Here is a 13,858-nt window from a genome sequence, read left to right as displayed (position 1 = left end):
GGGCATCATCGATTTGGACGCCGGCTTCATCTGCACAATGTCGTCACGCTCGATCGTGGTCTCGCGGGTCAAGTCCGATGCCGAGCGCAGCGTCACGGTGTCGTCGGTCGTCGTTGCGATCAAGCCCGTCATCACCGACCCGTCTTCCAACAACAGGGTGTGAGTTTGAAAGCCTTCGCGAATCTTGTTGGACGGATCCAGCAACGATTCGATCACATGCTGCTCGGTAACCGATCCGATCGTCGCCAAATCGGGACCGAGTGGCGTCGCGTCGTCCCCGCTGCCATGACATTTCACGCACGCCGCCGCGGACTTGTAGAACACCAACGCGCCGCGACGTGCGTCCCCACGCAGCCGAACCTGTTCGGCCAAGAATTCGGGGGACACGCCGCCGAGTTGTTGCTCCAGGCTTTGCGGGTGCCGGAGCGTTTCGGCGTTGGCCCACGAGGAAAGACAACCAATTGCGAACGAGACAACGCAAAGAAAAAGGTGACGCATGAAGACGGAGGTGGGAAAATCGGGGCGGGGAGAGAAAGGCGAGCAAAAGTCACAGCCGCACAGTTTACACGCTCCCAGCCGCCGCCTCACGTCACATACCCACATCCACCCCAGCGGGACGCGTTAGCGAGCGGCGCGTCGGGTGAAACCCGACCCCCAACGCCGGCTCACGCCCCCTGCCGACATTCACCCCCGCAAACCACGTTAGCGGGGCACATAAATCCTGGAGCCACCGTGCGGCGGGTGCATGCGAACATTCAGCAGGTTGTGTGGATGTCGTGCACCAGCTTCGATCGCCAAATCCATCGCGGCTTGCCATTGACGCCACGTGTCGACTTCACCGTTCAAGATGACGACCCCATCGCTGACCTCCACCTGGATCTGATTGGACGTATCAAACAACGCGAACTTAAGTTTTCGTTCCAGGTCTTCGCGGATCTGGTCATCCGACTTCGGTTTCCAGTCGTCTTGCACGGCCAGTGCATTGTTGACATGAACCACACCGGGGACCCCATCGACAATCCATTCGGCCAACTGTTTTTCGAATTCGCTTTCCACCAATCCGTAAAGACTGACGTGCGCGGCTTGGCAATGGATACGGAAATCACGCCGATCCAAGTTGGGGCTTCGCGAGATCGCTTGCTGGGACAGGCGAATGATCTCGGCATCCGACGGAAGTTCGCCTTCGTACCGCACCTCCAATTCGTTGACAACGCGGGTGACGCCGATCACATCCATGGCCAGCCGCTCCGCCTTGTTTTTTACCCGCAGATTTCCGACGGTTCCGTCCAGGGTGACGACTCCAGACTGGACGGACGGTGAAATCGAATCGGCGAACGGGAACACGATCGGATCATTGGCGAACACGCGATCCAGCGTCTGCCGGATCGATTGGTCGCTGACGATTGCGTAGCGGCCGGCTCGTCGTGTCGGATCCAGCTGATCGGGATCCACCGATACGTCGTCGGCGACTACACCTTTGACGCCCCAGATCTCTGCCGTCTCAATCAGGTTCGCCTTTTGGGCGACCGACCCGACGGTGCCACTCAACGTGGCGATCGCATCGTCGACTTGGACGCGAATTTCGACGTCATCGAAGTAGACCGAGTTGACGATCAATGCTTGAATCTCCTCACGCAGTTCTTCATCGCTTCGTGGTTTTGTCAGCGCGACGGTCAGTTGATTCTGGACTTCGGTCACGCCACGCACTCCGGCGGCGGCGGTTTCGGCGAGCCGTTTCTCCGCCAGCGAATCGACCTTGCCCGCCATCGCCACGCTGCCGTTTTCAACGTTGACCACGATCTCTGGGCGGTCGAGGCTGTCGTTGACGCGCAACCGCATCAAGACGTCCTCGCGGATGGCGCCGTCGCTGCGATCGCTGCGGTCGACGTACAGTTGATTGAGGACACCCTGGATCGATCGGGTTCGTTTGGCAATCTGTCCGGCACGGCGTTTGTCCATCAAACTGGAGACGTTGCCGGAAAGGGTCACCAGTCCATTTTCGACCTCCACGCTGATACGGCTCGCGTTGAGAGACTCGGTGTCGTCGAGATCGGCCTTGATCGCCGATTCAAGTTCCTCCGATTCAAATTTCTCCTGCTCGGCCGCGTGGGCCGACGCCGGCCCCAGCAGATCTGGACCGAGGAAGGAAAGACTGCCAAGGGTCATCAATGCCGCGGCCGCGGCAGTGGCAAAGGTTCGATGGATCATGATGGGATTCGCGTAGAGGGAGGGGTGAAGCAGAAAGACAACCGGCACGGTGCGATCAGGAGGGTCCCCCGGCCGGCAGCGCCGTCACTTTCTTGAGCGGCTTGCCACAGCAGGTGAACTCGACCGTCGGCGAGTCACAACTGCAGGGTTGAGTGATATGGATTTCCAGATCACAGGTTTGGCAACGGTACATGTCACCTGTCTTTGGCGGTTCTTCTTTGATGGGCATCTGCGTTCCTCGGTGCTGCGGTCAACGATGCGTGACGTTCGCCGGTCAGATGGCGGCGGCGAAGGTCAATCACGAACGCGGTGGAGCACTTCATATGCCGAACGTCCGAACGACGAAAAACCGTTCCCCTTCGTTGAAGCGGCCGATGAAAATGCCACCCGAGTGATGGGGCAACAACCAGAGTGGTGCCTGTTCCTGCATGCCACCGTCGCGGCCTGTCGACTGAGTCGACGGTCGGAATTCGCCGCGATCACATCAGCCCGACGCGTAAGCGAGGGACCGGTCGACGATTGCCGCTTGCTTGCCGGATCTCGACCCGACTGGGAACACGACTTGCGTCATTGATCGAACACGGCTTGAACGGCCCATTCGAAGCGTCGCCGAGCCATTTTTGTGAGACTGTTTGACAGGAGACCCGTCATGTTGATCGCTTTTGATTCAGTTCGTGGAACCACACTCGCCGGTGTTGACGACAAGGTCGGAACGATCTTGGACCTGCTAATCGATACCGACGACTGGCTGACCCGGCACTTGGTGGTCGATACGGGAAAGTGGCTTTCCGAACGCCGCGTCTTGTTGCCACCCAGCATTCTGGGACAGCGCGATTGGCAACAGCGATCGATCGCGATCAAGCTGACCAAGAAACAGGTCCAAGACAGCCCCCACGTCGACTCGAAAAAGCCGGTGTCCAGGCAAATGGAAGCGGAGCTGTTCAAGTACTACGACGTGCCGGCTTATTGGGGACCGGCCGGAGTTTCGCTTGCCCTCGGCGGCCCGTCCGGCATGCCGATGTCCGCGCACGTTCCCAACGAAGAGCAGCAGGTGGTGGAAGAAGAACTGCCGAATCTTCGCAGCGCCAAAGAGATCCGAAACTATTCGATCGAAGCGACCGACGGCGACCTCGGCCACGTCGAGGACCTGATCATCGACGATGAAACGTGGGCGGTTCGATATGTCGTCGTGGACACAAAGAACTGGTTGCCGGCGCGCAAGGTATTGATCTCACCGCAATGGGTCGAATCCATCTCGTGGTCGGAAACCACCGTGTCAATCAACATGACCCGCGAGGAAATCAAGAACTCGCCCGAGTACGATCCGCTGACACCGATCAACCGCGGCTACGAAGAGCACCTGTACGATTACTACGGCCGAGAACGCTACTGGCTGCCCTAAGTCCCCGCGCTGGTGTCCAGCCTTCAGAGACGGAATGTAAGATGAAAAACTCGGTAAAACAGTGGATGGTTTCGGCCAACGGCCGTTTACATCCATAGCCTTGGGCATCGCCCAAGGTCCGCAACCAGAACGAGAGGCATTGGCCAACGGCCATGAACAAATGCCACGTCAAACGCGAATGTTGTACATGGCCGTTGGCCAAATCCGACCTCGTTGGCATCTATTCCCTGGGGCGGCGCAACCATCGCAAATGCTCGGTTGGCTTGCCCCAGGCTATGAGTATGCATGCCCTTTGGGCAAAGGTCGACTTATGTAGTTACCAATGCCTACCAGGAAAGTGACTTTCTAAGTTGGACAGTCTCTTCAGGCATTCACATCGACGACGATCCGGCCTTTGACTTGACCGGCCAGGATCTGTTCGCCCAGCGACGGCACGACGGCCAGGTTTGCCTGCTGGATCATCGCATCGAGCTTGTCCAGCGGCAGATCACTGGCGATGCGTTGCCAGGCTCGGACGCGTTGTTGATAGGGTTGCATCACGCTATCGATCCCCAGCAAGTTGACACCGCGAAGCAGAAACGGGATCACACTGGTCGGCAACGCGGCGCCACCGGCGAGCCCGACCGCGGCGACCGACGCGCCGTATTTTAATTGGCCGATCACTCGGGCCAGCATTTCGCCGCCGACGGCATCGACACAGCCCGCCCACGTTTCTGATTCGAGCGGCTTTCTCGACACGGTGTCGATCGCTTCACGAGCGACGATCCGGCTGGCACCGAGCGACTTCAAGTACTCAGCGGCCTGCGGCCGGCCCGTCACGGCGGCGACTTCGTAGCCGGTGTTGGCCAGGATCGCCGTGGCGATCGAACCGACGCCCCCCGCCGCTCCGGTGACCAGCACTTCGCCCTGGTCCGGTTTCAATCCGTGATCTTCCAACGCGACAATCGCCAGGATCGCGGCGAAACCGGCCGTCCCGATCGCCATCGCCTGCCGTGTCGTCAAGCCGTCGGGCAACGGCACCAACCAATCCGCATCGACGCGAGCCTTTTGGGAATAGCCGCCCCAATGCGTCTCGCCGACACGCCAACCGGTCAACACCACTTTGTCGCCGGGCTGGTACCGTGGATCCGCCGACGATTCGACCGTTCCGGCAAAGTCGATGCCCGGCACGTGGGGATAGTTGCGAACCAGACCGCCGCCGGCGCGCATGCACAGTCCGTCCTTGTAGTTGACGGTGGTGTACTCCACCGCCACCGTGACGTTGCCGGCAGGCAATTGATCCTCGGTCAACGTTTGCACCGCGGCGGAGACTTCGGACTCGCCGGTTTTGTCGACAACGAGTGCTCTGAATGTCATGATGGTTCCTGGATGAGTTTCGGGTTTGATTGCAACGGTGTGGACGTGATTGCCAATCCGATGAGAGGCTAACTTCGGTACATACCCTTGCTCACAGGCAACCCTTTCAGACAACGCTGTGAAGTATTTTTTGCGGTAGGCCGCGAGCCCTCCGGTCTTTCAGGGTGTTTTCAAGCTGGCACCGGACGGCTCGCGCCGTTCCGCTAGCTCATTCAGTACCCCCTACTTGACTAACAACCGGGGTGTTTTTTGTTAGCGGTAGGGCGCGAGCCCTCCGGTCTTTCAGGGTCAAACCGGACGGCTCGCGCCGTTCCGCTAACTCATTCAGTGCCTAAGTAGGTGGCATTGGGCTTGCGCCCTGCCGCTAACACGCGGACCATTTTTGGGACCAGTATGTGGCCACTGGTCACGGGGTCACCGGTCACTGCGGCCACCCCCTGTCCAACACTCGCTTCATCGCCGCCAGTGTTTCCTTGCTGACGTGATGCTCGATGCCTTCGCTGTCGACCGCCGCCGTCTGGTCACTGACGCCCAGCTTTTTCAAAAACGCCTCGACGACCTCGTGCCGCCGGCGTGATTGGGAGGCGAGCCGCCTGCCCGCCGACGTCAATTCCACCGGTTGGTACGGCGCCGTCGTCACCAAGCCGTCGCGTTCGAGACGCTTGATCGTATTGTTGACCGTCGCGTGCGTGACCGCAAAGTGTTTGACCAAATCGACGGCTCGGCAGACACCGCGTTGCTCGATCGCATCAGCAATCGCCTCCACGTAGTCCTCCGCCACTTCGCTGGCATGGTCCGAACGGGTCCGTTGATGAATCTTAATGGGCAATTTCGCGACCATACCGCGGCAAGGAAAGGCTGATGCTCATCCACTGAGCTGTTTCGTCGTGCTGTTTTGGCAGCCGACACAGTTTAACCGGAAATTCGTTTTCCATCGAACCGCTTTCCTTAGGGCTTGCGTCCAATCGCCAGAGACTCTATTCTGGCCGCACACCCGGAGTTAGCCCTGGCTAACTTTGGGCGGAGCGGCTTTCTGCTGATGGAGCCTCGCCTGGAACCGCGTGTTTCGGCAACGCCAGAGCCCCATACCGCAACGTTAGGACAAGTGGAGGTGCCGCTCGCACTGGCGCGAACCGGCTGATCATCAAACGATGATCAGCCGTTTGGCGCGAGCCTACGGGCCCGACCCGAAGAAACCACGTTTAACTTCGCGGAACTACGCTTCACCCGGCACCAAAACTTAGCCCCGACTAACTCATTTCCTCGCACGCACGACAGGAATTCAACCTTGAATACTTCATCACTCCAGGCAGATCCGCGGGGCGGCCCGCCGGGTCGGGCCCGATCCGAGCGGCCGCGCGGGTTCACGTTGATCGAACTGCTGGTCGCGATCTCGATCATCGGAGTCATGGTGGGGCTTTTGCTGCCGGCCGTTCAGGCCTCGCGTGAAGCCGCCCGACGGATGTCCTGCAGCAACAACCTGCGCCAAGTGGGACTGGCGGCCCAGAATTACCATGCGGCCTTTCGACAGTTCCCGCCCGGCTACGTTTCGCATCCCACGACCGACGGTTCCGCCCCGACCGTGGTCAACATGGACCCGCTGACATGGGACGCCGGGCCGGGTTGGGGCTGGGCGGCGGCGCTGCTGCCGTTTGCCGAAGGCAACTCGGTGTTTGAAAGCCTGCGGATGGAGCAACCGATCTGGTCGAGCGGCAACGTGGATGGGATTTCGACGACGATCCCGATGTTCCTGTGCCCCAGTACCACCGGTGGCGACGACCCCTTTGTGGTCCTCAATGAGGCCGGCGATCCGCTGCGAGTTCATGGCCGGGAAATCGTGCTGGGCCGCAGTCACTACGTCGCCAGCCACGGCCAGGAGAGTTGCTGGGGCGAGTGCGGCTCCGCGGCGACCGGCGAAGTGTTCACCAACATCTACACCGGCCAGACGAAAATCATCGCGATCAACGGGGATGCCGGGCAAGTCGCCGACGGGCCGTTCTTTCGCAACTCCAGGACAAAATTCCGAGACGTGTTGGACGGGCTCAGCAGCACGATCTTCTTTGGCGAGCACAGCTCGGCACTGAGCGAAAAAACCTGGGTCGGCGTCGTCCCGGGCGCGTTCACCCATCCCCAGTTCACGTCGCCGGAAAACGGCCCCGACGCGGCGGCCACGCTGACACTGGTTCACGCCGGCCCGTCCGGCGGCGAGTTGGACATCACCGGCAACCCGATCATTCACCCGATCAATTTCCCGACCTACCACGTCGGCCAAATGTTCTCGCAACACCCCGGCGGCGGCTATGTGGCGATGGGAGATGGATCGGTCCAGTTCGTCACCAACTTCATCGATCTGTTCATCTGGGCAGAACTCTCGAGCATGCGTGAACACGAAGTCATCGAGTGGGATCAACTGTGAAACCATCCAATCGCAACCAAACGTCAACACGATCTCGCAACGTGGGTCTGGCGCTCGCCGTGATCGCCTGCGCGGCGTCGCTGTGGTACTTCAGCCGCTCGCCGGTCCAACTGGATCACGACGGCTACGATCTGACGATCGCGTTGTACCGCGTTTGCAACCAGCGCGACACCGAGGCGTTGCAGCAGATCGAAAGCCGGCTGAACGAGATGGCCGGCGCCCCATCGCAAGGCGATCATCAACGCGAAGCGCTCCAGGACGTCGTCCAGGAAGCGCGACAAGGAAACTGGCGCGATGCCATGATCGCCTGCAGAACGTTGCTGGAAGAACAGGTTCGTTATTGAAGTGAAGTCAACTTCCGTTGAGGGGCATTGGTATCGACACATCGTTTGCATGTCAGATCTGTTCTGAGCGGATGGTTTCGGCCAACGGCCGTTTACATCCATAGCCTTGGGCATCGCCCAAGGGCCTCAAGCGAGAACGAGAACGATTGGCCAACGGCCATGCACAAATGCCTCGTCAAACGCGAAGGTTGTGCATGGCCGTTGGCCAAATTCAACCTCATTGCGATGCGGTTCCTGGGGCGGCGCAACCCTCGCAAATGCTCGGTTTGCTTGCCCCAGGCTAGGGATATGCATGCCCTTTGGGCAAAAAGCGACTTGTGTAGATACCAATGCCTTTTGGGAGGGTGCTTCGGCGTCGTTGTTTACATCGGTGAACGCGAGGCAACGGAAACCCTCCCCTCGCTACGCTCGACCCTCCCGCACACGGGAGGGTGACTTCAAACGGCACGACCTGCAACGCCAGGGGAGACGACCGCTCAAACCCGGCGGATGAACTCTTCGGCATACGACCGGACTTCGCGACCGTTGAGGACATGAACCATCCGCAACTGTTGGACCTGTTCGTCGCTGAAGGAACTGAGCGGGACGTGGACGAGCGTTTTCTTGTAGTGTCGCGCGAGCTTTCGCCATCCGGCACCCGGCGGCAGGGCGCTGAGCAAGGCGACTTGCCGGCCGCCGGCGTGCATGCAAGCCGCGGCGATCAACCGCTCTTCCAGCGTGCCCGCGAAATCAAGTCGCCGATCGCCCCAGATGTCGGGAATCATCACCGGCGGGTACAAGAACATCGCCCCGCCGTAGCGGCTGAGCCCGATGCCGGGGCCGACCATTTCATCGGCAAAGCTGGTGGCATAAAACGCCAACGTGGATTCATCCTTGTGTTCGGCGAACCACGTCGTCCGCCACGGGTAATCGCGGGGATCCGAGGGTGAATCGAACAACATGACACAGGCATCGAGCGTCCCGCGGCTGGGCGGGATGACTTTGACGTAGATCTGGCGGTCGTACCAGTGCCGCAGCGTGTCGCGGATATCGATCCCGTCTTTGACGCTGGTGGTGAACTTTTCCGTGCGTGCCAAATCGTTGCCGATGATCGCCTTGGCTCGATCAAACACACGGGTCCGAAAATTTTCAATCCGCTCGTCTTCGGGTGGATAACTGCACTGGGTAAACGGATTCCATTGGTACTTCCAGCGACTCTTTTCCGGGGACGACGGTTTGCGTTTCAGTTGCAATGTCCGCCAACAGATCGGCGGCCCCGGCAAACGATTGACCATCGAGATCAAATCGCCGTCGGGCAGACGGGCCTGATCGATCCCCAACTTGACCTCGTCCAGGTCGCTCTCGGTCGAGTCGTCTTCGGACACATTGGCATAGGAATACTGGTTGGCCAACTGCGCGACGTGCAGCGCGTACTGATCGCCCATGATCTGTTGGGCCGCGGTCACGATCGTGATCAGATCGGGCGTCATCCGCCGCGACATCAACGAAAGGTTGCGGATGTACTTCAGGCACTTGGAAAGATGCAGTGGGGTGATGCGTCGCGCGAATTGTTTTAACTCCGCTCGGTAGCTGACCCGCGCCGCAATCAAGAGTTCTTTCACGCCATCGATTTGCAGATCCTCGTCTTCTTCCAGCTCGCTGCGGGCGCGTTCATACAGCCCAGTGATGTAGGGCAATTCGCCGAACAGAAACATCAAGGTCCGCGGATCGATGGCGTAGCGGCGCGGTTCCTGGACGGCATCGTGTTGCGGAAAATCGAACTGGTCGGACGATTCGCTCTTGTTGGCCGCCGGAGTGGAAAAGGACTCGGTGTAGGCTTCGCGAATCCACGGCCAATTCAAAATGCTTGTCACGAACAAGATTCGGTCATAGCGTTTTTCCAGCTCGGCCAACCGGTAAGCCATGTGCACGATCCGCGACCGCGTCTGACGATCCGGCGGCCGCGGCAGACTCGGCAGCACGGCGGCGGCGAATCGCTCCGCGGCGACTTGGCGGACGGCAAACGGATCGGGCATGACCGAAGAAAACGGCAGAAACGGGTCCGTCTCCAGATCCACATAGGCCCGAGGAATGTGCTCTCCCATCGCGGCCCGAATGGCCATGATGACCGGCTGGCAGGGATCGATCGGAACGTAGCTGGCGGGATCGGAATCGGCGTCCCCGCTATCGCAGCTCTCTCCCGCCTCGGGGTCGTAGGGGGCAAAGCCAGACTCGAGATCGGGACGGGTGAAGCCGGCGCCGGGTTTTTGAATCACGATCGACGGCCGGGGCAAATCCAGGATCGCCGCCTCGGTACTCTCACGAAACGACTCCGGCAGCGGCACCGCAACGCAATCAAAATCCTGTTCCAGCATCCAGCGACGCACCGTCAGCGCGAATTGGCCGCTGCCATGAATCACCGGCAAGACGGCGATCGATTCCCCCAGCCGAAGGAGTGCGGGAGGATTAAATTTTGGTTCACTTTCTAAGTTCATGAAATCAGGGCTTGCAACCCCCTACCGCGACGCATATGCTCCGAATCTCCAGGTTGCGAGCAAATTATCACCGCGACGATGGCACGGATTCGTGCCGCGGTTTCTCAATCTGGCGTATTTGGCTTGCGATTGCTCGCCAGTTTAACAGTTATTTTTGGAAACGCAGGTGTTCATTCCCACCTGCGTTTTCTTTTTGCCGGTCGCCAATGGTCGTGCTTAAAACAGGGGCCCGTAGGCTCGCGCCAAACGGCTGATATTCGTTTGATATCAGCCGGTTCGCGCCAGCGTCCGGGCTCCTCCGTTGAGCTTAACTTAGTGGGATTGGGCTTTAGCCGCCCAGTGTCGCTGCGACGCAGCGACTTGGAATCGCCGAAAGGCTAACACCAACGGTTGCGGAACCTCTTGTTACTGCCCCCCTTTTCCGCCCCGCCCACACTCCGATAGCGGCGTTTCGCAGTTCGACGTATTCTAACCGCTGCGCGACTGTCACGGAGCGAAGCAATGTCCCCTCCCGTCGCGGATTGATGATTCGGTTCTCGACCGTCAACGACCTCCTCGAGCATTCCCCGTCGGTGCATCCCAACGCCGGCCGCTCGGTCTTTCGGCGGCACGAGAAAGGCGGCCGAACCCACCGATCCGACGACCGCTGCTGCCTTGCGTTTCAGTCACCCGACAAGTCCTTTTCTCAACGAGGTGATAGCTGTGAGTAGGTGGAGACTTTGTTTTGCGATCTCGATCCTGGGATCGCTTTTCCTGCTGGGCCCGATGGGTGCCGCGCTGGCCCAGGAGGCGACCGAGACAACCGCGTCGCCGGCGGGCATGACCGATGAACAAATCGGAGACGGGCCGCTGGCGGCCCACAACGCGTGGATGCTGATCTGCTGCGCATTGGTTCTGTTCATGACCGCGCCGGGGCTGGCCATGTTTTATGGCGGCTTGGTGCGACGCAAGAACGTGTTGAGCGTGATGATGCAGTGCATCTTCCTGATGGGACTGATGACGGTGATCTGGGCGATCTATGGCTACTCGCTCGCCTTCGGCGGATCCGGCGGCTGGATCGGCAACACCGACTACCTGTTCATGAACGGGGTGCAACGCGAATGGAGCGAAACGCTCGGCAAGCCGGTCACACCGATGGAAGGCAGCATTCCGCGGCTGACCCACATGTTGTTCCAAGGCATGTTCTTCATCATCACCCCCGCCCTGATCTGCGGCGCGTTCGCCGAGCGGATCAAATTCGGCGCGATGGTGATCTACTCGATCCTGTGGGGCACGCTGATCTATTGCCCGCTTTGCCATTGGGTCTGGGACGGCGGACCGCTGGCCTATGGCGAAGGCAGCATCATGGGCGGCGCGCTCGACTTTGCCGGCGGCACCGTCGTTCATATCTCCAGCGGTGTGTCGGCGCTGGTCGCCGCGATTCTGATCGGACCTCGCATGGGATTCCCCAATGAACCCTTCCAGCCACACAACCTGACCTACACCGCACTCGGTGCGGCGATGCTGTGGGTCGGCTGGTTCGGATTCAATGCCGGCAGCGAATTACTGAGCGACGGCCTCACCAGCAGCGCGTTCGCGGTCACACACTTTTCCGCCGCCGCCGGCGCCTTCGCCTGGGCCATGACCGAGTGGATCGTGCTGGGCAAGCCCACGGTCTTGGGCGCGAGCAGTGGTGCCGTTGCGGGGCTGGTGTGCATCACACCGGCTGCGGGATTCGTCCAACCCATGCCGGCACTGGTCATGGGCCTGGTCGCGGGGATCCTCTGCTACCTGGCGTGCAGCAAGCTGAAGCACACGCTGAAGTACGACGATGCGCTGGATGCCTTTGGCGTCCACGGCGTCGGCGGAACAGTCGGCGCAATCTTGACGGGCGTGTTCGCCAGTCGCGCGTGCTGGGATGTCAGCGGAAACGGCACGAAGATCGGGCTGCTCGAATCCGGCAGTCCCGCGCTACTGATCGGGCAGATTGTTGCGGTCCTGATCACGTTTGCCTTCGCAGGGATCGGAAGCCTGATCTTGCTCAAGCTGATCGACATCGTCATCGGGCTTCGCGTTCCGGCCGAGAGCGAGCAACGCGGGCTGGACATCACCGATCACGGTGAAGAGGGCTATATGTTCGCGTAGGACCGACGACACGAAACAGCATGCCGATCGCGGCGGTGACCAACAGGGTTGCCGCCGCGATTTTTTGTGCCGTCCCCACTCCTGCGCCAACCCCGGCAGCGATTCCTTCGTGCGTCCCAGCGACGCCGATCGACTCGGCGATGCTGCCCCACAAAAACGACCCGGTGGACATCGAGAGTGCCAGGGCGGTCAAGTAACAGCTCATTCCCCGCGCCCGCATGCGACTGGGCAACGTCGTTTGTGCAGCCGTGTTCAGCGTCGTCAGCGTGACCATCCAGCCGCAGCCCATCACCAGCGTCGCCACCACCACGACCCAGCGCTGCGTCGAAGACCCCATGACCGCCAATCCGCCGGCAAACACCAGCATGGCCAAAGCGATGGTCGCGTCGCCGCCGAAACGCCGCTGCAACATCGGCAAGAAACGCGCCGCGAGCAACGCCCCGCCGCCGACGCAGGTGACCAACACGCCAAATCCGTCGGCGCCCCAATCCAATCGCTGACGGGCCACCAATGGCAACAGCCCCCACAGCGCGCTGGCCGGCACGACGAACAACCCCAGACGCACCAAGACGTGTCGCATCTGGTGATTGCGATAAACGTAGCGCAGCCCCTGGTACAACGATTTTCGATACGACAATCCGCGCGACGATTCACGTCCCTGGCGACGCCACATCAACAACACCACGATCACGCCGGCAAACGAGATCGCATTGAAGGAGAACGCGATCCACGATCCCGCGATGGCCACCAACGCGCCCGCGATCGCCGGACCGGCAGACCGCGCCAAATTAAAATTAATACTGCCCAACGCGATCGCCCGCGACAACTGGGGACGTGGCACCAACTCGGGAATCGACGCCTGCCACGTGGGGACGTGCAACGTCAGCCCCAACCCGATCAAGAACGTCAGCCCCAGCAACAGCCAGCTGGTCATCACGCCGGCCGCGGTCAGCGCCGCCAGACTCGCCGCGGTCAACAGCATCAGCACCTGGGTGGACAACAGCAATCGGCGTCGATCGACCCGATCGGCAAGCACGCCGGCGGGGATCGCCAGCAAGACGATCGGCGTCGCCATCGCCGTCCGCACGGCGGAAACCATTTGCGGCGAGGCGTCCAAGTCAGTCATCAACCAACCCGCGCCGATTTCATGCATCCACGTGCCGACGTTGGAAACGAACGACGCAATCCAGAACGAGCGATAGATCGGGTTGCGGAGCGGCAACCAGGGCGAGCCGTTGTCGTCATCGCCCGCGCCATTGCGCTGTCGCCCCTGGCCCTCTGTCGAGCCGGAGGACCGATCCCCCGGACGAAAAGGCCCGACCGGCGGCGTCTGCGTCGAGACACCCGTCGGCTGGTTGACGACCTGGGGATAGGGTTCGGTGAATTCGTTCGTTTCGTTTCGCACGTCTTCCATCACTACACCATCGCACCAGATCAAATCTCCGAACAGGGGCCCAAACAGGGGAAGGGGCCAGCGGCGCGGTGGCCGCGTGAAAGACCGGAGGGCTCGCGCCCTGCCGCTTACTTTGGCACT

General features: G+C 60.6%; 10 protein-coding genes and 1 pseudogene. 4 read left to right on the top strand and 7 right to left on the bottom strand.

Features of this window, described 5'->3' with window-relative positions:
* The 3 genes and pseudogenes from ABX749_RS05650 to ABX749_RS05640 all read right to left on the bottom strand — a co-directional run.
* Positions 1–498, bottom strand: a pseudogene (locus ABX749_RS05650) (hypothetical protein); the annotation flags it as partial.
* Positions 499–702: 204 nt separating this feature from the next.
* On the bottom strand, positions 703–2,208 hold the full coding sequence (locus ABX749_RS05645; protein WP_372895121.1) for a BON domain-containing protein: 1,506 nt from the start codon (positions 2,206–2,208) through the stop codon (positions 703–705).
* 55 nt (positions 2,209–2,263) lie between these two features.
* Positions 2,264–2,437 carry a hypothetical protein gene (locus tag ABX749_RS05640; protein ID WP_372895120.1) on the bottom strand — a complete coding sequence of 58 codons (174 nt, stop codon included), beginning with the start codon at positions 2,435–2,437 and terminating at the stop codon, positions 2,264–2,266.
* Positions 2,438–2,857: 420 nt separating this feature from the next.
* Between ABX749_RS05640 and ABX749_RS05635 the strand changes: the two genes are divergently transcribed.
* Positions 2,858–3,610: a PRC-barrel domain-containing protein gene (locus tag ABX749_RS05635; RefSeq protein WP_372895119.1), complete on the top strand. Its 753-nt coding sequence runs from the start codon at positions 2,858–2,860 to the stop codon at positions 3,608–3,610.
* 363 nt (positions 3,611–3,973) lie between these two features.
* Here ABX749_RS05635 and ABX749_RS05630 read toward each other — a convergent pair whose 3' ends face one another.
* The gene (locus tag ABX749_RS05630; RefSeq protein ID WP_372895118.1) at positions 3,974–4,966 is read right to left on the bottom strand and encodes an MDR family oxidoreductase; all 993 of its coding nucleotides are present in this window, start codon (positions 4,964–4,966) and stop codon (positions 3,974–3,976) included.
* Between the two features lie 421 nt (positions 4,967–5,387).
* The gene (mntR, locus tag ABX749_RS05625) at positions 5,388–5,795 is read right to left on the bottom strand and encodes a manganese-binding transcriptional regulator MntR (RefSeq protein ID WP_372895117.1); all 408 of its coding nucleotides are present in this window, start codon (positions 5,793–5,795) and stop codon (positions 5,388–5,390) included.
* A gap of 459 nt (positions 5,796–6,254) precedes the next feature.
* Here mntR and ABX749_RS05620 point away from each other — a divergent pair, with 459 nt between their 5' ends.
* Together ABX749_RS05620 and ABX749_RS05615 are read left to right on the top strand one after the other, a co-directional pair.
* Complete coding sequence (locus tag ABX749_RS05620) at positions 6,255–7,382, top strand: DUF1559 domain-containing protein (RefSeq protein ID WP_145220868.1); 1,128 nt, start codon at positions 6,255–6,257, stop codon at positions 7,380–7,382.
* 41 nt (positions 7,383–7,423) lie between these two features.
* Complete coding sequence (locus ABX749_RS05615; RefSeq protein ID WP_372895116.1) at positions 7,424–7,726, top strand: hypothetical protein; 303 nt, start codon at positions 7,424–7,426, stop codon at positions 7,724–7,726.
* A gap of 476 nt (positions 7,727–8,202) precedes the next feature.
* Here the strand turns inward: ABX749_RS05615 and ABX749_RS05610 are convergent, their stop codons facing one another.
* Positions 8,203–10,200, bottom strand: a complete 1,998-nt coding sequence (locus ABX749_RS05610) for a hypothetical protein (protein WP_372895115.1) — start codon at positions 10,198–10,200, stop codon at positions 8,203–8,205.
* Between the two features lie 765 nt (positions 10,201–10,965).
* On the opposite strand from ABX749_RS05610, the gene ABX749_RS05605 reads away from it, so the two are divergent.
* Positions 10,966–12,324, top strand: a complete 1,359-nt coding sequence (locus tag ABX749_RS05605) for an ammonium transporter (protein WP_372895122.1) — start codon at positions 10,966–10,968, stop codon at positions 12,322–12,324.
* On the opposite strand, the gene ABX749_RS05600 is transcribed toward ABX749_RS05605, so the two are convergent.
* Positions 12,287–13,738, bottom strand: a complete 1,452-nt coding sequence (locus tag ABX749_RS05600) for an MFS transporter (protein WP_372895114.1) — start codon at positions 13,736–13,738, stop codon at positions 12,287–12,289. The genes ABX749_RS05605 and ABX749_RS05600 overlap by 38 nt on opposite strands.
* Positions 13,739–13,858 lie beyond the last annotated feature (120 nt).

Source organism: Stieleria sp., from assembly GCF_041595215.1.
Classification (GTDB): domain Bacteria; phylum Planctomycetota; class Planctomycetia; order Pirellulales; family Pirellulaceae; genus Stieleria; species Stieleria magnilauensis.
This window is presented reverse-complemented; position numbering and strand designations above follow the sequence as displayed.